We start from the raw sequence: 24,083 nt of genomic DNA, 5'->3' as shown, positions 1-24,083 counted from the left end.
ACAATCCGCGCATGAGTTCCGTCATTCCTATCCATGTCGAAGGCAGTCGCCGCCCCGCCAAAGGCGGCGGTCTGCGCGGCCGCCAGGCCAGCCGCTCCGCGCTTGAAACCGTGCGCCAACTCTTGGGCACGGCGCCGCGCCGCCGCGACCTGCTGATTGAACATCTGCATCGGATCCAAGACCGCCACGGCCATCTGAGCGTGGATATGCTGGCCGCCTTGGCCGAGGAAATGAAGCTCTCGCAAGCAGAGGTGCATGAGGTCGCCAGCTTCTATCACCACTTCGACATTGTTTATGAAGGCGAAGCCGCTCCGGCTCCGCTGAGTCTGCGCGTTTGCAACTCGCTGAGCTGCAGCATGGCGGGCAGCGCGGGCCTGAGCCAATCGCTGCGCGGCTTGCTGGCCGAACAAAGCGGCGTGCGGGTGATTGAGGTGCCTTGCGTGGGGCGCTGCGAGCAAGCGCCGGTGGTGGTGATGGGGCAAAAGCCGCTGGGGCAGGCCACGGTCGATCAAGTTCTAGAAGCTCTAAAGCTTGGCCACACAGAAGACCCGCTGCCCGATCACCAAAGCCTGGCCGACTATCTGGCCCAGGGCGGCTACCGCGTGCTGGATGAATTGCTGATCGGCACGCGCAGCATCGAGGCGACGCTACAAACCCTGAGCGACTCCGGCCTGCGCGGCCTGGGTGGCGCCGGTTTCCCGCTGGGCCGCAAATGGAGCATCGTGCGCGAGCAGCCTGCACCTCGGCTGATGGCCGTCAATATCGACGAAGGCGAGCCCGGCACTTTCAAAGACCGCTACTACCTGGAGCGCGAGCCGCAGCGTTTTTTGGAGGGCATGTTGATCGCCGCCCATTGTGTGGGCGTGGAGGCGATCTATATCTATCTGCGCGACGAGTACCACGCCCTGCATCGGGTGTTGAGCCGCGAGATTGCCGCCTTGCAAGCCGCCAGAGCCGACCTGCCGCCGATCGAGTTGCGGCGCGGCGCCGGCGCCTATATCTGCGGTGAAGAGTCGGCCATGATCGAGTCCATTGAGGGCAAACGCGGCTGGCCGCGCCAACGCCCGCCCTATGTGGCCGAGCGCGGCCTGTTTGGCCGGCCGACGCTGCAACACAATATTGAATCGCTGCACTGGGTGCGCGACATTCTGGAGCGCGGCGCCGACTGGTTCGCGACCCAAGGACGCCATGGCCGCAAGGGCTTGCGCAGCTTCTCACTCTCAGGTCGGGTCAAAAAGCCTGGCGTGCATCTGGCGCCCGCCGGCATCACCTTGCAAGAGTTGGTGGATGAATATGGCGGCGGCATGGCCGAGGGCCATCAGCTGTACGGTTACTTCCCCGGTGGCGCCTCCGGCGGCATGCTGCCGGCCTCGCTGGCGAATGTGCCACTGGACTTTGACACCTTGCACCCGCATGGTTGCTTCATCGGCTCGGCGGCGGTGATTGTGTTTTCGCAGCAAGACAGCGCCCGTGAGTTGGCGCTGAATGCCATGGCGTTTTTTGAACATGAGAGCTGCGGCCAATGCGTGCCTTGCCGCGAAGGCACACAACGCGCGGTGGAGCTGATGCGTCAGCCGGTCTGGGACCTGCCCTTGTTGGATGATTTATCCGCCGTCATGAGTGATGCTTCCATCTGCGGCCTGGGCCAGGCCGCACCGAATCCGCTGCGCTGCGCGATTCGCCACTTCCCGCAAGAATTCACGCAGGAATTGAAGACTGCGGAGGGCCAACAAGCATGAGCCACCTGCACAAAAAAGAAAGCCAACACCAGCCCGAGCAAGCGGTGCGCTTCTTGCTGGACGGCGAAGCGATGCTGGCCGAGCCCGGCGAGTCGATCTGGAGCGCGGCCAAGCGCCACGGCGTCAAGATTCCGCATCTGTGTCACCAAGAAGGGCTCAGCCCGACCGGCAACTGCCGCGCCTGCGTGGTGCAGATCGAAGGCGAACGGGTGCTGGCCGCCTCTTGCTGCCGCACGCCGCGCCCGAATCAACACATCCACCTGAAGACCGAGCGGGTCCAGAAAGCCCAGTCCATGGTGCTGGAGCTGCTGGCCGCCAAGGCGCCCGAGCAAGCGCACACCCGCGCCTCCGAGCTGACGCAATGGTGCGAGACCCTGGGCCTGCGAGCGCCGCGCTTTGCCCGGCACTCCGCCCCGCCCGCTGACCGCAGCCACCCGGCCATCAGCGTGCAGCTGGACGCCTGCATCCAATGCATGCGCTGCGTGCGCGCTTGCCGCGACGAGCAAGTCAACGATGTGCTGGGCATTGCCGGCTGGGGCCATGACACCCGCATCAGCTTCGATGCCGACGAGGCGCTGGGCTCCAGCTCTTGCGTGGCCTGCGGCGAATGTGTGCAGGCCTGCCCGACCGGCGCGCTGACGCCCGCCAACGGCGCGGCGCAGCAAACAGCCGATGCCGAGGTCGATTCGGTCTGCCCGTTTTGCGGCGTGGGCTGCCAACTCAGCTACCGAGTCAAGGACAACAAAATCATCGAAGCCATCGGCCGCGATGGGCCGGCCAACCACGGCCGCCTGTGCGTCAAGGGGCGCTACGGCTACGACTATGTGATGAGCGATGAGCGCCTGCGCACGCCGCTGATTCGCCGCAGCGGCGTCGCCAAAGACCCGGCCGACATCGGCCGGGTGCGGCGAGGCAAACTGCCTTTGAGCGCGCTGTTCCGCGAGGCTTCTTGGGAAGAAGCGCTGGACTATGCCGCCGCCGGCCTGGCCCGCTTGCGCGACAGCCATGCGCGCGGTAGCCAAAGCCCGCTGGCGGGTTTTGGCTCCGCCAAGGGCAGCAATGAAGAGGCCTATTTGTTCCAAAAGCTGGTGCGCCAGGGCTTTGGCAGCAATAACGTGGACCACTGCACCCGCCTGTGCCACGCCAGTTCGGTGGCGGCCTTGCTGGAAGGCCTGGGCAGCGGCTCGGTCAGCAACCCGGTGTCGGATGTCGAACATGCCTCGCTGATCTTGCTAATCGGCGCCAACCCCAGTTCCAACCATCCGGTGGCGGCCAGCTTCATCAAGAACGCGGTCAAAGACAAGGGCGCCACCTTGATCGTGGCCGACCCGCGCCGGGCGCCGATGGCGCGCTTCGCCACCCACCACCTGGCCTTCCGCCCCGACACCGATGTGGCACTGCTGAACGCCTTGCTGCATGTGATCATTGCCGAGGGCCTGACCGACCCGGACTTCATCGCCGCACGGGTGAAGGGTTATGAGGCCTTGAAAGCTGCGGTGGCCGAATGCACGCCGGAGCGCATGAGCGAGATCTGCGGCATCGCCCCCGAGGTGCTGCGCGATGTGGCGCGGCGTTATGCGCGCGCCCCCAGCGCCATGATTTTCTGGGGCATGGGCGTGAGCCAACATGTGCACGGCACCGACAACGCCCGCTGCCTGATCGCGCTGGCCATGATCACCGGCCAGATCGGCCGGCCTGGCACCGGCTTGCATCCGCTGCGCGGCCAGAACAATGTGCAAGGCGCATCGGACGCCGGCCTGATCCCGATGATGCTGCCCAATTACCAACGGGTGGTACGCGAAGACCTGCGCCAGCATTTCGAGGCGCTCTGGGCCACGCCGCTGGACCCACAGCCCGGTTTAACCGTCGTGGAGGTCATCCACGCTGCTTATGAGGGTCGCATCAAGGGCATGTTCATCGAGGGCGAAAACCCCGCCATGTCCGACCCCGATCTGGACCACGCCCGAACCGGTCTTGCGCGACTGGAGCATCTGGTGGTGCAAGACATTTTTGCCACCGAAACGGCGCTGCTGGCCGATGTGATCCTGCCGGCCTCGGCGCAGCTGGAGAAATGGGGCAGCTATACCAATACCGACCGCCTGATTCAGCTCGGTCGCCCGGCGCTGCAGCCGCCGGGGCAGGCGCGACAAGACCTCTGGATCATCGAACAACTGGCGCGTCGCATCGGCCTGGGCTGGAACTACTGGCGCGATGAGGATGGGCCAGGGCACCAAGCGGCCGAAGCGCCGGTGGCGCGCGTGTTTGAAGAAATGCGTTCGGTGATGGCGCCTCTGGCCGGCGTGTCTTGGTCACGGCTTTTGCGGGAGGAAGCGGTGGTCACGCCCGCGCCGCTGGCCGACGCGCCTGGCCAGTCCATCATTTTCGAGCAGAGCTTCATGACTACGGATGGCCGCGCCCAGCTGGTGCCTGCCAGCTTCATGCCCGGCCCCGAGCAGCCGGACTTGGACTACCCGCTGGTGCTGTCCACCGGCCGAGTGCTGGAGCATTGGCACACCGGCGCGATGACGCGGCGGGCCGAGATGTTGGATGCCTTGTCACCCACGCCGCTGCTGCACATCCATGGCGAAGACGCTGCAGCGCTGCGCCTGCACGAGGGCCAAGACATTCGCATCCGTTCCCGCCATGGCGAGTTGCAGGCACAACTGCAGATCAGCCCCGAGGTGCGGCCCGGTCAGGTCTTTCTGCCCTTTTGCTACTGGGAGGCTGCGGCCAATGTGCTGACCGGCAGCGCGCTGGACCCGGCCGGCAAGATCCCGGGCTTCAAGGTCACCGCCGTGCAGGTGGCGGCACTCTGACCCTATGAAGACTCGCAATACAGCCGCACTGACGCTGGCATTCGCCGGCACGCTGCTCATGGCCTTGTGGCACCCGGCCAGCGCCCAAGCCACCAGCCCCGCCCCCTTGATCGTGCGCCATGCCTTGGCGCAAGAGCAGCATGCCAAGGTGCTGACTTTCGAGCAGGCGGTGTTGCGCTTGCTATTGGACAAAACCGTGGCCACGCACGGCCCCTATCAGTTGCAAGCCACCGAGGTGGTCTCGCAAAACCGCGCGTTCTTGCAGTTAGCGGCGGGGGATCTGGACCTGCTCAGTTCCATGACATCCAAGGAACGCGAGGCCCAGGGCTTGCCGGTTCGCGTCTGTCTGTACCGCGGCCTGCTGGGCGTGCGCCTGCCGATTGCGCGGAGCCAGCGGCGCGAGCAGTTCGAGTCTGTCAGCCAGCTCTCGCAAGCGCTGGCCTTGCGCATCGGGCAAGTGGCCGACTGGCCGGACACCAAGGTCTTGAGCGACAACGGCTGGAAGGTCGAGCGCCTGCCGCGCCTGAACAACTTCCCGGAGATGCTCAAACGCGAACGCATCGATCTGTTCGCCCTCGGCGCCATCGAGGTCTTCCCGATCGTCGACGCCCAAGCCGGCCTGAGCGTGCTGGAGCAATGGGCCATCGCCTACCCTTCTGCCTACTACTTCTTCGTCAGCCCACATCAGCCGGCGCTGGCCGAGCGTTTGCGTCGCGGCTGGGACATGGTCTTGGCGGATGGCAGCTTTGAAGCCTTGTTCGAGCAATGGCTGGGGCCGCAGCTGGCCCGCGCCCGGCTGAGCGAGCGCCGTTGGCTGGTACTGAAGAATCCGGAACTGCCCGCGACCGCAGCACTGAACGATGCACGCCTGTGGCACCCCTTGGTACGCAGCCGATTGCTCGGGGCGCAGCAGCATAGCCCTTGAAATCGAGCCGACCCATCGAGTCGGCCAATTGCTTCGCCCGATAGGCCGCATGGCGTCTGCGTTAGGATCAAGGCACACTCGCCCCTCCCACTCACCCAAGGCAGATTCGCATGATTCTCGAAGTCGCGGAAATCCACATCGCCCCCGGCCAACAAGCCGCATTTGAGGCCGCCATCGCGCATGGCATCAGCAGCGTCATCTCACGCGCCCAGGGCTTTGTGAGCGCCAAGGTGCAGCGCGGCATTGAGTCGCCCGAGCGCTACCTGCTGCACATTGAATGGGCCACGCTGGAGGATCACACCGAGGTGTTCCGTGGCGGGCCACTGTTTCCCGCTTGGCGCGCCATCGTCGGCCCTTTCTTCGCGCAGCCACCCCGGGTCGAGCATTTCTCCAGCGTGCTGTAAACAGAGCAGGGCGAGCGGCTCGCCCTTGCCCTGCGTCAAGCGCACTGCGGGGCGCCCACCCTAGACTGCCTGCAATCCAGCCAGCGAAAAGGACGCCATGGACCAGCATTACCTGACCCCTCTTTTCACACCCGAATCCATCGTGGTGTTTGCCGGCGCAGCAGACAGCCCGGAAGGACAGGCCCACCTTGCGCGCGCCTTGCACCAGGCCTTGGGCAGCCAACGCTTCAGCGGCAGCCTGGTTTACCTGGACATCCACACCACCGGAACGCTGGCCGATCTGGCGCAGTCTCGCGCCGACCTGGCCATCATTGCCCTGCCGCCGCAGGACATGGCCGCCGCCCTGGAGATTGCCGGCCGCATGACATGCCGAGCGGCACTGCTGATCAGCAGCGGCGTATCGGCCGAGCAAGCCGCAGCTCTGAAGCGCATCGCCAAACGCGAAGGGATGCTGCTGCTCGGCCCCAACAGCCTGGGCCTGCAGCGGCCGGCCCTGCAACTGAATGCCAGCATCGCCGGTGATTTGGCCCGGGTCGGCCCACTGGCCCTGGTGTCGCAATCGGGCGCCCTGACCGCATCCATGCTGGACTGGGCGCGCAGCAATGCGGTCGGGTTTTCTTCGGTGGTATCGCTGGGCCCGAACACCGGTGTGGACTTGGCGCAGGTGCTGGACTTCCTGGCCCACGATGCGCAAACCCAAAGCATCATCGTCTATATGGAGGGCATCGCCAACGCCCGCCGCTTCATGAGTGCGCTGCGCTCGGCCGCCAATGCCAAGCCCGTGGTGGTTCTCAAATCCGGCCGCAGGCCGGCGGGCAATTCAGCAGCCCAAACGCACAGCGGCGCCATTGTGGGCAGCGATGAGGTGTTCGACTCCGCCCTGCGGCGTGCGGGCGCGGTTCGGGTGCATTCGTTTGTGGAGTTATTCTCAGCGGCCAAATGCTTGGCCTCGCGCTACCGCCCGGTCGGCAAGCGGCTGGCCATCGTCACCAATGGCGGTGGCCCCGGCGTGCTGGCAGCCGACTGGATCCATGAACTCTCGCTGCAACTGGGCACCTTGCCTGGGGAAGCGGCCGCCAGGCTGAAGCCGCAACTGCCCGAGTTGGGGACGCTGACGGATCTGATCGATCTGTCCGAGGATGCCGATGGGCGGCATTACCAAGCGGCCATCGAGGCGGCCGGGCGCGAAGCCCAGATTGACGGCGTGCTGGCCATCTACTCCCCCAAGCTGGGCGCGGACACCAAGGCCGTGGCCCGCTCACTGGCGGAGATGAAGCGCACGCTGAGCAAGCCTTTGCTGGCCTGTTGGATGGGGGATGCCTCGGTGGCCGAGGCGCGTTTGCTGCTGAATGAAGCCGCGATCCCGAGCTTTCGCACGCCGGAAGCGGCCGTGGGTGCTTTCGGGAATATTGCGGCCTTCTATCAGAACCAGCGCCTGCTGCAGCAAACGCCACCGCCGCTCTCGGCCCTGGCCAAACCTGATATCGAAGCGGCCAGGCTGGTGATCGAAGGAGTTCTGGCCGAGCGCCGCAAGGTCTTGACCGAGATGGAATCCAAGACGCTGCTGTCGGCCTTTCAAATTCCGGTCACCCACACCATCCTGGCCCGCAGCGCCAGTGAAGCCATGATGATGGCCACCCAACTGGGCTACCCGGTGGCATTGAAGATCGACTCGCCCGACATCCCCCACAAGTCCGATGTCCAGGGCGTGGTGCTGGGCCTCACGCATGGCGCAGCCGTCAAAGACGCCTACACCGAGATGATGGAGCGAGTCAGCCGCCTGCAACCCCAGGCCCGCATCAATGGCGTGACGGTACAGAAGATGGCCGGCGCCAAGCGCGGGCGTGAGGTTTCGGTCGGCCTGGTCACGGACGACCCCTTCGGCCCGGTGGTGGTGTTTGGCGCCGGCGGCACCATGATCGAGTTGATTGCCGACCGCGCCATGGAGTTGCCGCCCCTCAACCTGTATCTCGCACGCCGATTGATCGAACGATCCCGCGTGGCCGATACCTTGGGTGAATGGCGGGGTGCCAGTGCGGTCGATATGGATGCGCTGGAACAAGTGTTGCTGCGAGTTTCTGAGATGGTCTGTGAGTTGCCGCAACTGCGCGAAATGGACATCAATCCCATCATCGTGGATGAAACCGGCGCCGTAGCGGTGGATGCACGTATCGTGATTGATACGGCGCCCCTGGCCATAGGCCCTGGCTCTCAACGTTATGGGCACTTGGCCATCTTGCCCTACCCAGCACGCCACGAGCAGGTGTTCCCGATGCGCGGCGGTGGCGAATACTTGGTACGCCCGATTCGCCCGGATGACGCCCAGATGCTGCAAGACCTGGTGCAACGGCTTTCGCCTGAGAGTCGCTACTTCCGCTTTATTTCCAGCATGTCGGAACTGCCCCCGGCCATGCTGGCGAGATTCAGCCTGATCGACTATGACCGCGAGATGGCCCTGGTGGCTGTCTACAAGGAACGCGTGGCAGGCGAAGACGGCGAGATGCTGGAAAGCGAACGCATCATCGGCGTGTCGCGCTACATCACCAATCCGGATCAAAGCAGCTGCGAGTTCTCGCTGGTGGTGGCCGACGATTTCAGCGGCAAAGGCCTGGGCTCACGGCTGATGGACAGCATCATGGAAGTCGCGCGGGAAAAAGGTCTGAGCGAAATCAACGGCATCGTGCTGGTCAAGAATCCCGGCATGCTCAAGCTGATGAAAAGCCTGGGCTTCACGATCAAGCCTTTTGAGGAAGACCCTGACTTCAAATGGGTCACCCATCCCTTGTGAACTTGAACGGCCATGCATCAAAGAAAACGGCCGGCACCTCGCGATGACCGGCCGTTTTTGGGCCCAGCAAGGGGGACCGAAATCGGCCCCTCTGTGGACTGATTACTTCTTAGCCTTTTTGGCGGCCGGCTTGGCAGCGGGCTTGGCGGCAGGCGCAGCCTTGGCGGCCTTGCGAGCAGCGGCTTTCGGGTCCACAGCAGCCTTGAAGCCAGCGCCAGGAGTGAACTTAGGCAGCTTGGCTGCGGCGATCTTGATCTTGTCGCCGGTGCTGGGGTTCACGCCGGTACGAGCGGCACGGGCGTGCTGCTTGAAAGAACCAAAGCCGGGAATCGACACGACGCCGTCCTTCTTGACGGTGGTGACCACAGCGTCAAGCAGTGTTTCGAGAATGCGGCCGGCTTCGGCCTTGGTCAGCTCGTGTTTGGCGGCCAGATGTGCGATCAGTTCGGTTTTATTCATTCCAGGGTCTCGTCTGAGGTTTAGCCCGACCATCTCGGGCGCCGCTATTTTGTACCGAATCCTCGCAAATGCCGATGAGGACTTGCTAAAAAGCGTAAGCGCGGTGCCCAAGCAGTGCAGAAGTTCCGGCCGAACTCCTGTTTTGAGCGGCAATCTAGTAAGCTAGTCGCTGCCGATCTTCTGTACGGCCGGGGATCATGAGAGATTCAGCCAAGCATTCACCTGTTTCAGCGCAGGCCGATCCCGTGGTCGTTGACACGGCTTTGGCGCAGATGGGCTGGCCGCCGGCCAAGGCTCTGACTCAGCTCCCCCTGCTCCTTTGCCTCCTGGACGAGCAACTGCGCTCACTTGCCGCCACCGATGCGCTGCTGCGTTATGCCGGCTGGCGTAGAAGACCCCCGGCAGGCGCAAATTGGCGAGCGCTGGTCCATCCAGAAGATCTTGCTGAGTTTGAACGTGCTTGCGCCAACTGCGTGGCTCGGCAGGGTGAGTCGGTGGAGGCGCTTGATCTCCGTTTTCGCAGAGCCGATGGCAGTTTCCGCTGGCACTTGGCTCAACTCCGCGCACTGCCCGCGGGCCATGCCGATTCGTCCGAACGCTGGCTGCTGCTGACGCTGGTTGACATCGATGTGCGCAAGCTGGCTGAGACCCGCTTGAAGGAAAGCGACGACCTCTGGAAACTGGCGCTGGAAAGCAATGGCGACGGGGTCTGGGATTGGCATGTTCAAACCGGGGTTGAGCTTTACTCGCCGCGCATCCTGCAAATCTACGGCTATGCGCCCGGCGAAATAGAACCTGACCCCGCCGAGCTGGATGCACGAACCCACCCCGATGATCTGGCGCAGATGCGGGCCGACCGAGAGGCCCATTTCTCCGGCCGCGCGCCCATCTACAGCAACGAACACCGCGTCCGCTGCAAAGATGGCAGCTGGAAATGGGTTCATACCCGGGGCATGGTGATCAGCCGAGATGCCCAAGGGCGGCCGCTGCGCATGGTCGGCACCCATACCGACATCACTCTGCGCAAGCAAGCCGAGGCCTTGATTTGGGAACAGGCCCATTTCGACTCCTTGACCGGCTTACCGAACCGCCGCAATTTGCGCGACCGACTCGCCCTGAGCCTGCAAACGGCGGAGAACGCAGGCGGTCAGCTGGCCTTGCTGTTCATCGATCTCGATCACTTCAAGGAAGTCAACGACACCCTCGGCCACGATGTGGGCGACGCCTTGCTGATTGAAGCGGCAGCGCGCATTGCCCACTGCTTGCGCCCCAGCGACACCGTCGCGCGCATGGGGGGCGATGAATTCACCGTGGTGCTGCAGCCCCTGCAAGATGCCGCGCAGGCCGAGCAGGTGGCCCATCAAATCATCCTTGCGCTGTCGGCTGCCTTTCAGCTCGCCAGTGAACGGGTCTTTGTCTCCGCCAGCATTGGCCTGAGCATCTATCCGCAGGATGGACTGCAGATCGAGAGCTTGTTCAAGCATGCGGATCAAGCCTTGTATGTTGCCAAGGCTGCGGGGCGCAATCGCCTGGGGCGCTTCACGCCTGAGCTGCAAGAGGCAGCCTTGAAACGCATGCGCCTGAGCACCGATCTGCGCGAAGCGCTGAAGCAGCATCAGCTGTTTCTCGAGTATCAAGCCATCGTGGATCTGGCCACCAGTCAGGTGCACAAAGCTGAAGCCTTGTTGCGCTGGGCACATCCGACCTTGGGCATGATCAGCCCCGCCGCATTCATTCCGCTGGCCGAGGCGACGGGCCTGATCCTTGAAATCGGTGAATGGGTGTTTCAACAAGCCGCCGCCCAGGTCAAGCATTGGCGACAGCACTTGGACCCCAAATTCCAGATCAGCATCAACAAGTCGCCCATCCAGTTTCGCGATTCGGCGCGAAGCAGCGCCCAACTCAGTTGGCCAGAGACCATGCGAACGCTGGATCTCGACGGTGAGGCCCTGGCGATTGAGATCACCGAAGGCTTGTTGCTGGAGGCCGATGAGGGCGTCAGACAGCGCTTGGCGCAAATGCACCAGGCGGGCTTTCGGGTGTCCTTGGATGACTTTGGCACCGGCTTCTCATCACTGGCCTATCTGCACAAATACGAGATCGATTTCATCAAGATTGATCAACGCTTTGTACGCCAGTTGCACCCCGGCAGCAAAGATTTGGCCCTGTGCAAGGCCATCATCACCATGGCGCACGAATTGGGCATGCAGGTGATTGCCGAGGGCATTGAAACCGAGGCACAGCGTCAGTTGCTTTTGTCCGCTGGCTGCGACCTGGGTCAGGGCTATTTGTTTGCAAGACCGATGAGCCCGGCCGACTTGGAACTCAGCCTGAATGCCGGCACGATCTGAGCCGCGCCGCAGCCGGAAGCCTTTCAGAATGACAAAAGGGTCAGCACTTGCGTGCTGACCCTTTTTCAATTTGGTGCCCAGGAGAGGACTCGAACCTCCACGGAGTTACCCGCTAGTACCTGAAACTAGTGCGTCTACCAATTCCGCCACCTGGGCTTTTTCTTCGTTGACCTGAGCGCTTTCAAAACCGCGTTCAGCGAAGAGGCCGGACTATAGCATGGTTTTCAAAAGCCAAACCAGTCTCTTCAAAATTCGATGCCCCAAGCGGCCGGTCCATACGCTAGATCTTGAGTGGCACGGCTATTGCTGAACTCGCTAAGTTCGTCGCAGCTCAGTTGGAAAGGATCATGTGAAGCCCAGTCATCTCGTTGCGCATCGGCCCGCGAGCCGCAAGGTGCAGGCCGTCAGCACGGCCAAGGCTGTGGGTCTGGCCTTGGTCATTTGGGGACTGGTCTACCCCGCACTGCTCTGGGGCATGGGCGCCCTAAGGCGGGACCGTGCGCACAGAGACCGTGCCACGCCCGGGCGACGTGTCGATTAGCGCACCAAGCCAAAAGGATCGTCGATCGAGTGCGCCGGTGGGCTGAACCAACGCGGTCCTTGCGCCGTCATATAGACATGGTCTTCGTGACGGATGCCGAATTCACCCGGCATGCAAATCATGGGCTCATTGCTGAAGCACATGCCCACATCCAGCGGCGTCTCGTCGTTGTCGACCAGATAGGGCCATTCATGAATGTCCAGGCCGCAGCCATGCCCGGTACGGTGCGGCAGGCCCGGCAGTTCATAGCGCGGCCCCAGGCCCGCTGCGGCGATGACGCGGCGCGCCGCACGGTCCACCTCCCGGCAGGGCACACCCAGTTGCGCCGCCTCAAAGGCCGCCGCTTGCGCGGCCTTCTCCAAATTCCATATCTCGCGCTGACGCGCATTCGCCTCACCAAACACATAGGTGCGGGTGATGTCCGACATATAGCCGTGCACGAGGCAGCCGGTGTCGATCAGCACCACATCGCCCTCCTTCAGACGCTGCGCCTCCTTGACCCCATGCGGGAAGGAACTGGCCACGCCGAAGAGCACGATGCAGAAGTAGGAACCGCTGGCACCGACCTTGCGGTGCGCGTTGGCGATAAAGGCCTCGACCTCGGTGGTGCTGATGCCCTCATGCAGCATGCTGGCGGTGGCACGGTGCACCGCCATGGTCATGTCATGGGCGCGCTGCATCAGCGCGATCTCGGCGCTGGACTTGCGCATGCGCAAGGTCGCCGTGACCGGCTTGGCATTCAGCCACGCGATGCCTTCGCGCTGCAGACCGTCCACCACAAACAGCGGCGTGTCTTCACTCACCGCGATGCGCGCATCGGCGGGCACACCCAAACCGGCCAGCACTTGGCGGCACAAGGCATAGGGGCTCTCATGTTCGTGCCACAGGTGCAAGGCTCCGGGCAGTTGCATATATTCGCGCAGCGTGCCTTCTTCAAAGGCCGGGGCAATGTAGTGCGGCTCACCCTGGGCCGGAATGATCAGGCCCACCATGCGCTCGCTCGGATACCAGACGGTGCCGCTGAAGTAACGCATATTCGTGCCGGCATGGGCGTACAAGGCGGCGATGCCCTGGGCCTGCATCAGCTGCTGCGCCGCCTTCAGCCGGGCGCGGTACTCGTCCAAGCCTATCGGCTGTGCGCCGCCCATCATGTCGCTCAGCCCGGCCAGCGCCTGCTGTGCACCGACACCCCCAACCCCGATTGTTCTCGCCATCACCCATTCCCCTTGTGCAACTCGCCACAACAGCGTGCGCCTCTTGCGCAGGCTCATGCAAATATATTATCAGTATTCAAGCCATCAAGCCGAACCGGCGCGCCCAGGAATGGCCGGACTCTGCGCGCCGTAGCTTTCAGAAAATCGGTTACAACCGCTGCCTGACAAAGCGCCGGGGATGGCCAAGCGGCTGCCTCCGCCCCACAGGAGATTGATTGATGCTCGAATTGATTGCCGGACTGACCCTCTTCCTGGGCGTCCACTCGGTGCGCATCGTGGCCGATGGCTGGCGCAGCGCCCAGATTGCACAGCGCGGTGAGTCCGTCTGGAAGCTGAGTTACACCGCCTTGTCCCTGCTGGGCCTGGGGCTGATCATCTGGGGCTACGGGCAGGCCCGCCTGACGCCACAAGTGCTGTGGGCCACGCCCAAGGGCATGAACCATCTGGCCGCGCTCTTGACCCTGGTTTCATTCATCTTCTTGAGCGCCGCCTATGTGCCGCGCAATGCCATCAAGGCTCGCTTGCGTCACCCCATGGTGCTGGGCGTCAAGGTCTGGGCCTTGGCCCACTTGCTCAGCAACAACACCGTCGCCGATTTGCTCTTGTTTGGCGGCTTCCTGATCTGGGCGGTGCTGTGCTTCCGCGCCGCGCGTCAACGTGACCGGCTCACGCCTCCCGCGGCGATCCAGGCCCGGCCCCTGAACACCGCGATCACGCTGGCCATCGGCGTGGTCGCCTGGGCGCTGTTTGCCTTTGTGGGCCATATGGCCTTGATCGGCGTGCGCCCCATGGGCTGATTGTTTTCGCCCGGCCGTAGAAAAGGGGCCGAGAGGCCCCTTCTTCTTGGTTCCGAGCGGAGAAGCTCAGGCGGCCACCTGGTTCTTGCGACGGCGGGCAAGCGCCAGCACACCCGCCAAACCGCCCAGCATCAGCGCATAGGTCTGCGGCTCGGGCACGGCAGACAAAGCTGCGACCGCAGCCACGCCCAAATCGGGGTGATCAGTGAAAAACCCGTCCATGCCCAGGTCCACAAAAGCCTTGATCTGGCCGGCCATATCGCCTTGGGCGGCCGGGTCTGCGCTGCTGTCGAACTCATTGGGCAGGAATGCGTTCTCGGCGCGGAAGGTCCAGCCATGCACAGCCAGGCCACGCTGGTGGGCGTTGGCGATCAGCTGCGTGGGGCTGCCCAGCTTGCCGCCCACCAGGGTGATCATCAGATTGGTGTTGGCGCCCACGCCGTCGGCGTAGCCCTTGATGAAGTCCAGGCCGGCGGCCGAGGCCAGCTCGGCATAGCTGCGCGCATCATCAAAAGGCTTGCCGCTGCCGTTCAGCAGCTGAGCGATCTTGATGTCGGTCTTGCCATTGATGTAGGCGAGGTTGTGCACCTCGAAGGACTGGATGAACACCGGCGCATTGCGGTCATTGCCGTAGTTGGCATGCAGCACTTCGACCAGCTTGTCTTCCATGCGCTTCACACCGTTCGCGTCGGTGAAGTTCTTGAAGTAGGTCGGGTGCTTGGTTTCTGGGTAGATGCCAATGGTGCGGCCGGTCTCGAGGGACTTGGCCTTGGCCAGGTCGATCACTTCCTGCAAGGTCGGGATCACCAGTTTGTCGTTGTAGGCGTTGTTGCCGGTACGCAGATCGCGCAGGCGCTCTTGGGCGCGGATGTCGCTGCGGATCTCAGCGGCGGTGAAGTCCTCGGCGAACCAGCCGCCGACCTTTTGGCCGTCCACGGTCTTGACCGTCAGGCGGCTGGCGTACTGGTTCAGTTGCCAGACATTGGTGCTGCTGTCCGTGCGGTGCAACACCGGCGCGCCGTTGACCATCTTGATGCTGCCATCGGCGTTCAGGTCCACGCGCGCCAGCATGGGCTCGTGGCGTGCAATCAGCTCGCCGTCCTTGGTCATCACCAGATCGGGCTCGATGTAGTTGGCGCCCTGAGCAATCGCCAGCTCATAAGCCGCCAAAGTGTGCTCGGGCCGATAGCCGGAAGCGCCGCGATGGCCGATGACGATGGGCGCGTTGCCCGTCAGTGTGTTCCAGGCCTTGGCCGGCAGGACTTGTTGGCCCGAGCCGAGCACATTGGTCTGCGCCTGGGCCAGGCCCGCAGCAGACAGAGCCAGGCCGACGGCCACCGAAAGGGTAGAGAAACGAAACGCAGACCTCATGATGCAATCCCTTGGAGGAAGAAGAGACCTCAAGCATCGAGTCTAGAAATGACGGCGGCATGAACAACGGCACACGCTGTTCGGTCTGCGAACCCTGCTCGCTCCACACCGCCTCAGGGTCTCCTGCAGCCACACGAGGCTGCTAACCTTGCGCCCCATGCACCCATTCAAGAAACTGCTGGCCTATGCCCAGGGCCACCGGCGCGATATTCGCCTGGCAACGCTCTACTCCATCATCAACAAGTTCTTTGACATCCTGCCCGAGATATTGATCGGCGCGGCGGTCGACGTGGTGGTGCGCGGGGAGCAGAGCTTTTTGGCCAAGAACCTCCTGGTCAACTTTGGCATCACCGACACCTGGCAGCAGTTGCTGTTCTTGGGCGCGCTGAATGTGGCGGTTTGGATTGGCGAGTCCGGCTTTGAGTACTTGTTGGAACTGAAGTGGCGCGGCCTGGCGCAGAACATTCAGCATGAGCTGCGCCTGGACACCTACCGCCATGTGCAAAAACTCGAACTCAGCTACTTCGAGAATCAGCGCACCGGCGCGCTGATGTCGGTGCTGAACGACGACATCAACCAGTTGGAGCGCTTTGTGAACGGCGGCGCCAATCAAATCATCCAGGTGGTGTGCTCCTCGCTGATGGTCAGCGCGGTGTTCTTTGCGCTGCAGCCGGGCCTGGCGGTGATTGCCTTGCTGCCGGTGCCGGCGATTCTGTTCGGCACCTTTTGGTTCCAAAAGCGCCTGGCGCCACGCTATGGCGAGGTGCGCGAGGCGGCTGGCGATGTCTCGGCCCGGCTCAACAACAATCTGCTCGGCCTGGCCACCATCAAGGCCTTTGCCACCGAGAACCTGGAGGCCGCCCATATCGAGCAGGCCAGCCGTGGCTATCTGCAATCGAACGCCCGCGCCATCCGCCTGAGTTCGGCCATCACCCCGGTGATCCGCATGGGCATCTTGGCCGGCTTCACCGCCACCTTGGTCTATGGCGGCTGGCTGACGATTCACGGCGATCTGGCCGTGGGCGCTTACTCGGTGCTGGTCTTCCTGACCCAACGCCTGCTCTGGCCCATGACCCGCCTGGCCGAGGTGGCCGATATGTACCAGCGCTCGATGGCTGCGGCGCAGCGGGCGCTGGGTTTGCTCGACACACCGATTCGCATCGCTTACGAAGGCGAGCACTTCCCAGTCAGCCAAGCGCGCGCGGCGCTGCGCTTTGAGAACGTCAGCTTTGCCTATGCCGAGCAGCCCACTTTGCAAACGCTGAATCTGGACGTCCCCGCCGGCCAGACCATTGCCTTTGTGGGCAGCACCGGCTCGGGCAAATCCACCTTAGTCAAACTGTTGCTGCGTTTTTACGAGCCGCAGCAGGGCCGCATCCTGTTTGACGGCAAGCCCATCGCCGAGCTGAACCTGCAAGACCTGCGCCGCGCCATCGGCTATGTGGCGCAAGACAGCTTTTTGACCGACGGCACGATTGCCGAGAACATCGCCTACGGCATGGCCGAGGCCAGCGACGCGCAAATCCATGAGGCGGCGCGCCTGTCCGAGAGCCTGGAGTTCATCGAGCGATTGCCGCTGGGTTTTGCCACCCGCGTCGGCGAACGCGGCCAAAAGCTCAGCGGTGGCCAGCGTCAGCGCCTCGCCCTGGCCCGCGCGATCCTGAAAAACCCGCCGCTGCTGATCTTGGACGAAGCCACCAGCGCGGTGGACAACGAGACCGAGGCCGCCATCCAACGCTCGCTCAACGTGGTCAGCCAGGGTCGCACCACCCTGGTCATCGCCCACCGCCTGTCCACCGTGCGCCAAGCCCATTGCATCCACTTGCTGGAGCGTGGCCGCATTGTGGAGAGCGGCACGCATGACGAGCTGCTGGCGCTCGGCGGCGCCTATGCGGCGCTGTGGCGGCTGCAGACCGGCGAGCTCTAGGCCGAACCCGCCCCCTGCGACTCACCCCGCTCGTACACCGCATTCGCGCGCCCCACCAGCAAGGGATCCAGCAAGCCCAGCTTGCTGATGTCTTTGTTCGTGTAGGGCAGCTGGTGCAGCACATGGCGCATGGCGTTCAGACGCGCGCGCTTTTTGCAGTCGGACTTGACCACGGTCCAGGGTGCTTCGGCGATGTCGGTGTGGAAGAACATCGCTTCCTTGGCCTGGGTGTAGCTGTCCCATTTGTCCAGCGAGGCCAGGTCGATGGGTGAGAGCTTCCATTGCTTGAGCGGATGGGCCTCGCGCTCCTTGAAGCGGCGGCGCTGCTCCTCGCGGCTGACCGAGAACCAGAGCTTGACCAGATGCACGCCGCTGCGCACCAGATTGCGCTCGAACTCCGGCGCCTGGCGCATGAACTCCTTGTACTCGTCGCTGCTGCAAAAGCCCATCACCCGCTCGACGCCGGCGCGGTTGTACCAGCTGCGGTCGAACAAGACGATCTCGCCCGCGGTTGGCAGGTGCTGCACATAACGCTGGAAGTACCACTGGCCGCGTTCGACCTCGCTGGGCTTCTCCAGCGCCACCACGCGCGCGCCGCGTGGATTCAGGTGTTCCATATAGCGCTTGATGGTGCCGCCCTTGCCGGCCGCGTCGCGCCCTTCAAACAAGATGATGACTTTTTGCCCGGTCGCCTTGACCCAGGCCTGCAGCTTCAGCAGCTCGACCTGCAACTGGTACTTTTGCTGCTCATAGCTTCTGCGCGACATCAGGTTCTTGTAGGGGTAGCCGCCGCGTCGCCAGTCCGCCGCCAGTTCCTCATCCGGATGCAGGCCCTGCGGCTTGTGACCCACTTGCAACTCCTGCAAGAGCGCTTGTCGCAAGGCCGTGGCGTCGTCATCGGAAGCACCGGCCACGATGGCCTTGACCGAGGAGGCCAAAGCCTCCGCGCCGCCCTTGGCGACGATGTCTTTCAAGGCGGCCAACTCGCGCGCCTGCGCGGCGGCAATGGCTTCCTTGACCACGTGGCGGGCGATGCCTGGGGCGCTGCGGCTGCCGGCGGTATCGCCACTGCGGCTGCGGCGCGGCTTGGCTGCCGGCTTGGCCGCCGCCTTTGCCTTGGCCTTCACACTGGCAGCGGCTTTGCTGCGTGAAGAGGATGCGGCCGACTTCTTGCTGCTGACGGCGGGCGATTTGCTCGGTGCTGGGCTCATGGTGTGAATGCGGGAGTCGCAAAACTGTCACGTTCGCACCTTGGGCAGGATTTCAACTTGATCCACCTCAAGAGACCCCGCTGTTTGCAGCCCTGGCAGGCGGGTGCAGTTTCGCAAGCCAGCAGCCGCGTGAAAAAGTCCCTCGCAAGAGAGGCTAAGCAACCGTGGAAGCCCCCTGCCGAGTAGACCGGGCCGGCGGCAGGTGCGGTGCAGCTTGGCGCCCCGCACAAAGCAGCGCTTGGCTCCCAAGCTCCTTGCGCCGCCAACGCAAGGCCCATCGCCACGCATCTGCGCGTCAGCCTCAGCCACAGTGCGCACCTTCTGAATGCAATCGCATGCGGCAGCAAGGCATCGCACGGGTGTTCGCCGAATACGCCAGATGAACCCAACATGAGCACTGCATGAATAGATGTCAGTTGATGGCAGAAAACGTAGTCCCGATGCGCCATGAAAGCCAAAAAGCCGACAGCGCGCGCGCCATATGGGCCCATCAAAATGCGCTCGCCGACCGCGCCATCCACCCTCCGGATCAGCCGGTCCAATTTTTCCTTGCCATGGGCTTGGTCCCCCAGCAAGTCAGCCGCCACAACTTCAACTCGCTTATCGCCATGTCTGCAAACAACTTCGCCCCCTCCCGCCGCCATCTGCTGAAGAGCGCTTCGGCCGCTGCCGCTCTGCCCTTCATCGCCACGCTGGGTGCTCTGCACAGCCGTGAGGCCCAGGCCGCCGGCAACACCCTGCTGATCGACAGCCCTTACGGCCCGATCGCGCCGGTCAAGGACCTGGTCACCGGCCTGCCCCTGCTGCAGCTGCCCGCCGGCTTCAGCTACAAGAGCTACGGCTGGTCTGGCGACCTGATGAGCAATGGCAAGCCTACGCCGCGCGCCCACGACGGCATGGCCGTGGTGCAAAGCCGCCGCGTCGGCCGCAGCACCGAGCTGGTGCTGATCCGCAACCATGAAGTCTCGACCGGCTCCGACGCCAGCTTCTTCGGCGCCCCCGCCGTGTATGACGCCGGCATGTCCGGCAGCAGCTACTTCAACGGCGGCACCACCAACCTGATCTTCCGCGACGGCAACTGGATTCGCACCGACGCCAACTTGGGCGGCACCCGCACCAACTGCGCCGGCGGCCCCACCCCCTGGGGCACTTGGCTGAGCTGCGAAGAAGTCAGCTCCGACAGCGTCAGCACCCAAGGCAAAAAACACGGCTATGTGTTCGAGTGCGCGGCCGACCCCAGCAAGACCAGCCCCCAGCCCATCGTCGGCATGGGCCGCTTCGGCCATGAGGCCGTCGCCATCGATCCGGCCACCGGCATCGCCTACCAAACCGAAGACCTGTCCGGCAAGTCTGGCTTCTACCGCTACATCCCCAACGTCACCGTCGGCGCCCTGGGCAGCTTGGCCCAAGGCGGCCGCCTGCAGATGGCCAAGGTCAAGGGCCAGAACAACGTCAACATCGCGCCCGCCCAACTGGAACAAAGCTACGAGCTGGAGTGGGTGGACATTGCCGACCCGGACCAGAATCGCGGCACGGCCGTAGGCCTTGACGGCGTCAGCATCACCAATTGCGCCGGCCCCTTTGTGCAGGGCTGGAACCAAGGCGGGCTGCGCATGAACCGTGGTGAAGGCATCTGGTACCACGCCGGCAAGATGTATGTGATGGACACCTCCGGCGGCAATGTCGGCCGTGGCGCCATCTGGGAACTGGATCTGGCCGCGCAGACCCTGGTGTGCATCTACGCCAGCGCCTCCGAGTTGGTGGGCGACGCTGGCGACAACCTAACCGTCAGCCCGCGCGGTGGCATCGTGATCTGCGAAGACGGCGGCGGCGCCACCGACAGCTTCGGCTTCGGCAGCCGCTTGATGGGCCTGACGCCCGAGGGTGACACCTTCATTTTCGTGAAGAACAACGTCAATCTGACGGCCGCTCAGCTGAGCACCGCCGGCAAGCTCAGCAGCTTGGCCGGTGACCGCCGCGGCTCCGAGTTCTGCGGCGCCTGCTTCGACCCAACCGGGCGCTTCCTGTTCGTCAACATCCAGACGCCCGGCATCACCCTCGCCATCACCGGCCCCTGGGCCAACGGCTCGCTCTGAGCCCTGACTCCTTATTTCATCGGATCACCATCATGAAAAAGACAAGCATCTTCGCCGCAGCCCTGCTGGCCTTGGCCACTCAAGCGCAAGCCGCTCAGTACCTCGGTGCAGAGGGCCAAGCCCAGGTTAACGCCAGCTTCGCCACGGCCAGCCAGCTCTTCTTCGACCTCGACTTCGCCAAGATCGGCAGCACCACCCTGAACTTCAGTGTAGAAGCCGATGACCTGAGCCAGCCGCTGCTGAGTTTCAACGCCCTGGTGCGCAACCTGAGCGGCCAAGGTTTCGAGGCCGTCAGCGTCCAACTCAAGGGCGCCAGCTTTGCCGCCCCGGTCGGCAGCATCAGCACAGACGGCTTCCAGCCGGTGCTGGCCCGCGGCAGCAACAGCCAATCGCTGTGGGCCCAATTCGCCAAGCCCGGTGTCACCACCGAGTTCTATCTCGGCAACCCGCTGCTGCAAAACGGTGCCAGCGACTGGACCTTGGACCTGACGGGCGCGCAAGTCGGCGACACCTTCAGCATCAGCGTCGCCGTGCCCGAGCCCGAAAGCTATGCCTTGATGTTGTCCGGCCTGGCCCTGGTGGGCTGGCTGGCTCGCCGCCGCCGCGCAGTGGCTTGATCGGCCGAAGCATTCCAGCAACCTGAGCATTGAAAAGCATGATGAAGCAAAAAATCATCCTGGCCGGCACCTTGGCCCTGACCCTGCTGGGCAGCGCCCAGGCCTCCATTGAGCTGAACAAAGGCACGCTGAGCTACGGCCAGAACTTCAACAGCCTGGCCAGCAGCAATGGCAGCGATCCCGCCTGGACCAATAACAGCAGCTTGGCCGGTTGGTCACTGTTTGCCGGCCCGGCGCTGAACCAGACCGTCAGCAATCTGCGCGTCTCGACCAGCAGCGGCTCCGACCGTGCCCACATCAGTTACGGCAGCGCCAACGCCGCCGACCGCGCGCTGGGCATGCAAGGTGGCTCTTCGCACCGCTACAGCGCGAACGCCGCTGCCTCAGATGGCGAGAACTTCGGCGCCATTGGTGTGGCCTTTGTCAATGCCGGCGCATCAACGCTGGACGGCTTCTCCTTCAGCTACACCGGCGAGCAATGGCATGTTTCGTCGAACGCCAACACGGCGCACAACCTGAGGGTGCAGTACGCACTCGGCGCAGCCGGCAGCAGCTTCCAGTCGCAAACCTGGAAAAACCTGGCCGGCGCCAACTTCGTCAGCCCGGTCACATCGGGCGGCACCTCCGGCGACGGCAACCTGGCCGCCAACCGGGTGACCGGTCTGGGGGCCAGCGTAACCGGCTTGCAATGGCAGACAGGCCAGACCCTCTGGCTGCGCTGGGTCGACACCAACGACCGCTCCTCCGACCACGGCCTGGCCATCGACGACTTCAGCTTCAATGCCAGCGTTTCCGCCGTACCCGAGCCGCAGTCTTGGTTGCTGATGGGCCTGGGCCTGCTGGCGTTTGCTGGCGTTCAGCGCGCACGCCGGAGCTGAGTCCGCTCCACAGGCCATCCGGCCTTGTGGCCTGACAGACCTACCCGAACAAGGGCACTGCGAGATACTTGCAGTGCCCTTTTTTCCTTGGTCTGCAGGTCTCCTGCCCCAGCCCGCTCCATGACAAACACGCCTTCGCCACAAGACCCGTCCAGCGGCTCGCTGCCTTCCGTGCAGACGCCAGGCGCCCCGCACTCAGCACCCGCCCTACCCTTAGCCGGCCTGCGGGTGATCGAGTTCACCCATATGGTGATGGGCCCGACCTGCGGCATGGTGCTGGCCGACCTGGGTGCCGAGGTCATCAAGGTCGAACCGCTGAGTGGCGACAACACCCGCCAACTGCTCGGCTCCGGCGCGGGCTTTTACCCGCTGTTCAACCGCAACAAACTCAGCTTGAGCGTGAACGTCAAGGACCCGCGCGGCTTGGAGATCGTGCTCAAGCTGGTGGCCGGCGCCGATGTCTTCAGCGAGAACTTCAAAGCCGGCAGCATGGACAAGCTGGGCCTTGGCTTTGAAGCCTTGAGCCGGCTGAACGAGCGCTTGATTTACGTTTCACACAAAGGTTTTTTGCCCGGGCCCTATGAGCACCGCACCGCGCTGGACGAAGTGGTGCAGATGATGGGCGGCCTGGCCTATATGACCGGCCGGCCCGGCGACCCGCTGCGCGCCGGCAGCAGCGTCAACGACATCATGGGCGGCATGTTCGGCGCCATCGGCGTGCTGGCGGCGCTGCAGCAGCGCCACAGCAGCGGGCGCGGTCAGCAGGTGCAATCGGCCCTGTTCGAGAACAATATCTTTCTGGTGGCGCAGCACATGATGCAGTTCGCCGTCACCGGCAAGGCCGCAGCACCCATGCCCGAACGCATCTCGCCCTGGGGCATCTACGACGTCTTCAGCGTGGCCGGGGATGAGCAGATCTTTCTGGCCGTGGTCAGCGACACCCAATGGGCCGTCTTCTGCCAAGCCTTTGCCTTGAGTGACTTGCAAGCCGACGCCCGCCTGGCCAGCAACAATCTGCGAGTGCAAGCGCGCGAATGGCTGTTGCCCGAGTTGCGCCAACGCCTGAAAGAGCGTTCGGCCCAGGAAATTGCTGCCGTGTTTGAAGCCGCCGGCCTGCCCTTTGCGCCCATCACCAAGCCCGAGCAGTTGATGCAAGACCCGCATCTGCTCGCCACCGGCGGCCTGGCCCCGATGACCCTGCCCGATGGCCGGGCCACCCAGGTGCCGCTACTACCGCTGAGCCTGGACGGTGCCCGCCTGGGTCTGCGCCGCGACCCGCCGCGCTTGGGTCAACACAGCCGCGAACTGCTGGCCAGCTTGGGCTACGAGCCCGGCGCCATCGACCATCTCATCCAGGAAGGCGTGGTGGGCGTTGAAACCCAACTGCCAGCCTCCGCCTGAGCCTGAGCAGCGTAGCCGCTGCTCGCGCTGCCGCTGCTCCGCAGCTCTCTGTATGCCCGAAGAATCCCCACGGCTACCCCGGCGAGGCCGGCAGCAGCCCTTTAGCTTCTCGTAGCAACGCAGGACATCGGTGGAGCTTTGGCAGGCGCGGGCCAAGCAACTGATGGACACAGCTTGCTTGGGTGAAGGGACGATGGGCGGCAGCAACAAGTGCCCGTGATCCTAGGCCAGGAACAGCCCGCCCCCCAGGCAGGCTTGACCCCGCGAAATCATCAGAGCATGCGGGGAAATCCCCAGTTAGATCACGCCCAAACCTGAGCATTGCCAGCAGCAAAGCTGGCAATATATGGGGCCGTGCAGCCCGCGCCACGGACTTCTCTAGAGTTTGTAACAAACGCCGCTTTTGTCGGGAAAAATAATGCGGTATGAAACGACAGTTCAACAGCAAAAAATGCAGTGCAATCAATCACTTAGCTCTGATTGCACAGAGCCGGTTATGACGACACCGGCTTTGATAAGCGGCGTTTGCCTTCGATATACAACACGTT

The 24,083-nt window shown here is 63.7% G+C and carries 18 protein-coding genes and 1 tRNA gene; 13 read left to right on the top strand and 6 right to left on the bottom strand.

The genetic code is table 11. From position 1 onward, the window contains the following. Nucleotides 1-11: 11 nt before the first annotated feature. The 5 genes from ACOVRJ_RS05670 (at nucleotide 12) to ACOVRJ_RS05650 (ending at nucleotide 8,672) form a co-directional block, all read left to right on the top strand. Nucleotides 12-1,739, top strand: coding sequence for an NADH-ubiquinone oxidoreductase-F iron-sulfur binding region domain-containing protein (locus ACOVRJ_RS05670; RefSeq protein ID WP_422042923.1), 1,728 nt, complete (start codon nucleotides 12-14; stop codon nucleotides 1,737-1,739). Beyond that, a complete protein-coding gene (fdhF, locus tag ACOVRJ_RS05665; protein WP_422042922.1) occupies nucleotides 1,736-4,555 on the top strand; it encodes a formate dehydrogenase subunit alpha in 2,820 nt (939 codons plus the stop codon). Before ACOVRJ_RS05670 ends, fdhF begins: the two co-directional genes overlap by 4 nt. 4 nt (nucleotides 4,556-4,559) lie before the next feature. Continuing rightward, nucleotides 4,560-5,480, top strand: a complete 921-nt coding sequence (locus ACOVRJ_RS05660) for a hypothetical protein (protein ID WP_422042921.1) — start codon at nucleotides 4,560-4,562, stop codon at nucleotides 5,478-5,480. Between the two features lie 110 nt (nucleotides 5,481-5,590). Beyond that, the gene (locus tag ACOVRJ_RS05655) at nucleotides 5,591-5,884 is read left to right on the top strand and encodes an antibiotic biosynthesis monooxygenase family protein (protein ID WP_422042920.1); all 294 of its coding nucleotides are present in this window, start codon (nucleotides 5,591-5,593) and stop codon (nucleotides 5,882-5,884) included. Between the two features lie 97 nt (nucleotides 5,885-5,981). Beyond that, nucleotides 5,982-8,672 carry a GNAT family N-acetyltransferase gene (locus ACOVRJ_RS05650; protein ID WP_422042919.1) on the top strand — a complete coding sequence of 897 codons (2,691 nt, stop codon included), beginning with the start codon at nucleotides 5,982-5,984 and terminating at the stop codon, nucleotides 8,670-8,672. Between the two features lie 102 nt (nucleotides 8,673-8,774). Here ACOVRJ_RS05650 and ACOVRJ_RS05645 read toward each other — a convergent pair whose 3' ends face one another. After that, nucleotides 8,775-9,131 (bottom strand): HU family DNA-binding protein, encoded by a 357-nt coding sequence (locus ACOVRJ_RS05645; RefSeq protein ID WP_422042918.1) that lies wholly within the window; start codon nucleotides 9,129-9,131, stop codon nucleotides 8,775-8,777. A gap of 197 nt (nucleotides 9,132-9,328) precedes the next feature. Here ACOVRJ_RS05645 and ACOVRJ_RS05640 point away from each other — a divergent pair, with 197 nt between their 5' ends. Then, nucleotides 9,329-11,482, top strand: a complete 2,154-nt coding sequence (locus ACOVRJ_RS05640; RefSeq protein ID WP_422042917.1) for a putative bifunctional diguanylate cyclase/phosphodiesterase — start codon at nucleotides 9,329-9,331, stop codon at nucleotides 11,480-11,482. Nucleotides 11,483-11,553: 71 nt separating this feature from the next. On the opposite strand, the gene ACOVRJ_RS05635 is transcribed toward ACOVRJ_RS05640, so the two are convergent. Beyond that, a tRNA-Leu gene (locus tag ACOVRJ_RS05635) sits at nucleotides 11,554-11,638 on the bottom strand. A gap of 193 nt (nucleotides 11,639-11,831) precedes the next feature. Between ACOVRJ_RS05635 and ACOVRJ_RS05630 the strand changes: the two genes are divergently transcribed. Next, entirely contained in the window at nucleotides 11,832-12,023 is a 192-nt protein-coding gene (locus tag ACOVRJ_RS05630) for a hypothetical protein (RefSeq protein WP_422042916.1), read from the top strand. On the opposite strand, the gene ACOVRJ_RS05625 is transcribed toward ACOVRJ_RS05630, so the two are convergent. Continuing rightward, a complete protein-coding gene (locus ACOVRJ_RS05625; RefSeq protein WP_422042915.1) occupies nucleotides 12,020-13,237 on the bottom strand; it encodes a M24 family metallopeptidase in 1,218 nt (405 codons plus the stop codon). The genes ACOVRJ_RS05630 and ACOVRJ_RS05625 overlap by 4 nt on opposite strands. A gap of 218 nt (nucleotides 13,238-13,455) precedes the next feature. On the opposite strand from ACOVRJ_RS05625, the gene ACOVRJ_RS05620 reads away from it, so the two are divergent. Next, nucleotides 13,456-14,034, top strand: a complete 579-nt coding sequence (locus tag ACOVRJ_RS05620) for an NnrU family protein (protein ID WP_422042914.1) — start codon at nucleotides 13,456-13,458, stop codon at nucleotides 14,032-14,034. A gap of 66 nt (nucleotides 14,035-14,100) precedes the next feature. Here the strand turns inward: ACOVRJ_RS05620 and ACOVRJ_RS05615 are convergent, their stop codons facing one another. After that, the gene (locus ACOVRJ_RS05615; protein WP_422042913.1) at nucleotides 14,101-15,405 is read right to left on the bottom strand and encodes a glycerophosphodiester phosphodiesterase family protein; all 1,305 of its coding nucleotides are present in this window, start codon (nucleotides 15,403-15,405) and stop codon (nucleotides 14,101-14,103) included. 157 nt (nucleotides 15,406-15,562) lie between these two features. Here ACOVRJ_RS05615 and ACOVRJ_RS05610 point away from each other — a divergent pair, with 157 nt between their 5' ends. Then, on the top strand, nucleotides 15,563-17,332 hold the full coding sequence (locus ACOVRJ_RS05610; protein ID WP_422042912.1) for an ABC transporter ATP-binding protein: 1,770 nt from the start codon (nucleotides 15,563-15,565) through the stop codon (nucleotides 17,330-17,332). Here the strand turns inward: ACOVRJ_RS05610 and ppk2 are convergent. Next, nucleotides 17,329-18,543: a polyphosphate kinase 2 gene (ppk2, locus tag ACOVRJ_RS05605; RefSeq protein ID WP_422042911.1), complete on the bottom strand. Its 1,215-nt coding sequence runs from the start codon at nucleotides 18,541-18,543 to the stop codon at nucleotides 17,329-17,331. The genes ACOVRJ_RS05610 and ppk2 overlap by 4 nt on opposite strands. A 608-nt stretch (nucleotides 18,544-19,151) precedes the next feature. On the opposite strand from ppk2, the gene ACOVRJ_RS05600 reads away from it, so the two are divergent. The 4 genes from ACOVRJ_RS05600 to ACOVRJ_RS05585 all read left to right on the top strand — a co-directional run bounded on the left by ACOVRJ_RS05600 (nucleotide 19,152) and on the right by ACOVRJ_RS05585 (nucleotide 23,535). Continuing rightward, nucleotides 19,152-20,639 carry a PhoX family protein gene (locus tag ACOVRJ_RS05600; RefSeq protein WP_422042910.1) on the top strand — a complete coding sequence of 496 codons (1,488 nt, stop codon included), beginning with the start codon at nucleotides 19,152-19,154 and terminating at the stop codon, nucleotides 20,637-20,639. A 32-nt stretch (nucleotides 20,640-20,671) separates the two neighbouring features. Beyond that, a complete protein-coding gene (locus ACOVRJ_RS05595; RefSeq protein ID WP_422042909.1) occupies nucleotides 20,672-21,256 on the top strand; it encodes a PEP-CTERM sorting domain-containing protein in 585 nt (194 codons plus the stop codon). A gap of 41 nt (nucleotides 21,257-21,297) precedes the next feature. After that, nucleotides 21,298-22,134: a PEP-CTERM sorting domain-containing protein gene (locus tag ACOVRJ_RS05590; protein WP_422042908.1), complete on the top strand. Its 837-nt coding sequence runs from the start codon at nucleotides 21,298-21,300 to the stop codon at nucleotides 22,132-22,134. Between the two features lie 120 nt (nucleotides 22,135-22,254). Then, nucleotides 22,255-23,535: a CaiB/BaiF CoA transferase family protein gene (locus ACOVRJ_RS05585; RefSeq protein ID WP_422042907.1), complete on the top strand. Its 1,281-nt coding sequence runs from the start codon at nucleotides 22,255-22,257 to the stop codon at nucleotides 23,533-23,535. 302 nt (nucleotides 23,536-23,837) lie between these two features. Here ACOVRJ_RS05585 and ACOVRJ_RS05580 read toward each other — a convergent pair whose 3' ends face one another. Then, nucleotides 23,838-24,005, bottom strand: a complete 168-nt coding sequence (locus ACOVRJ_RS05580; RefSeq protein ID WP_422042906.1) for a hypothetical protein — start codon at nucleotides 24,003-24,005, stop codon at nucleotides 23,838-23,840. Nucleotides 24,006-24,083: the final 78 nt, after the last annotated feature.

Origin of the sequence: Roseateles sp., assembly GCF_049240545.1 — a bacterium.
In the GTDB taxonomy this organism is placed as follows: domain Bacteria; phylum Pseudomonadota; class Gammaproteobacteria; order Burkholderiales; family Burkholderiaceae_C; genus Paucibacter_A.
Note: the sequence above shows the minus strand (reverse complement) of the source record. Positions and strands in the feature narration are given on the sequence as shown.

Coding starts and splice junctions, on each gene's coding strand:
- ACOVRJ_RS05670 (WP_422042923.1), top strand. CDS start 12: ATGAGTTCCGTCATTCCTATCCATGTCGAAGGCAGTCGCCGCCCCGCC.
- fdhF (WP_422042922.1), top strand. CDS start 1,736: ATGAGCCACCTGCACAAAAAAGAAAGCCAACACCAGCCCGAGCAAGCG.
- ACOVRJ_RS05660 (WP_422042921.1), top strand. CDS start 4,560: ATGAAGACTCGCAATACAGCCGCACTGACGCTGGCATTCGCCGGCACG.
- ACOVRJ_RS05655 (WP_422042920.1), top strand. CDS start 5,591: ATGATTCTCGAAGTCGCGGAAATCCACATCGCCCCCGGCCAACAAGCC.
- ACOVRJ_RS05650 (WP_422042919.1), top strand. CDS start 5,982: ATGGACCAGCATTACCTGACCCCTCTTTTCACACCCGAATCCATCGTG.
- ACOVRJ_RS05645 (WP_422042918.1), bottom strand. CDS start 9,131: ATGAATAAAACCGAACTGATCGCACATCTGGCCGCCAAACACGAGCTG.
- ACOVRJ_RS05640 (WP_422042917.1), top strand. CDS start 9,329: ATGAGAGATTCAGCCAAGCATTCACCTGTTTCAGCGCAGGCCGATCCC.
- ACOVRJ_RS05625 (WP_422042915.1), bottom strand. CDS start 13,237: ATGGCGAGAACAATCGGGGTTGGGGGTGTCGGTGCACAGCAGGCGCTG.
- ACOVRJ_RS05620 (WP_422042914.1), top strand. CDS start 13,456: ATGCTCGAATTGATTGCCGGACTGACCCTCTTCCTGGGCGTCCACTCG.
- ACOVRJ_RS05615 (WP_422042913.1), bottom strand. CDS start 15,405: ATGAGGTCTGCGTTTCGTTTCTCTACCCTTTCGGTGGCCGTCGGCCTG.
- ACOVRJ_RS05610 (WP_422042912.1), top strand. CDS start 15,563: ATGCACCCATTCAAGAAACTGCTGGCCTATGCCCAGGGCCACCGGCGC.
- ppk2 (WP_422042911.1), bottom strand. CDS start 18,543: ATGAGCCCAGCACCGAGCAAATCGCCCGCCGTCAGCAGCAAGAAGTCG.
- ACOVRJ_RS05600 (WP_422042910.1), top strand. CDS start 19,152: ATGTCTGCAAACAACTTCGCCCCCTCCCGCCGCCATCTGCTGAAGAGC.
- ACOVRJ_RS05595 (WP_422042909.1), top strand. CDS start 20,672: ATGAAAAAGACAAGCATCTTCGCCGCAGCCCTGCTGGCCTTGGCCACT.
- ACOVRJ_RS05590 (WP_422042908.1), top strand. CDS start 21,298: ATGAAGCAAAAAATCATCCTGGCCGGCACCTTGGCCCTGACCCTGCTG.
- ACOVRJ_RS05585 (WP_422042907.1), top strand. CDS start 22,255: ATGACAAACACGCCTTCGCCACAAGACCCGTCCAGCGGCTCGCTGCCT.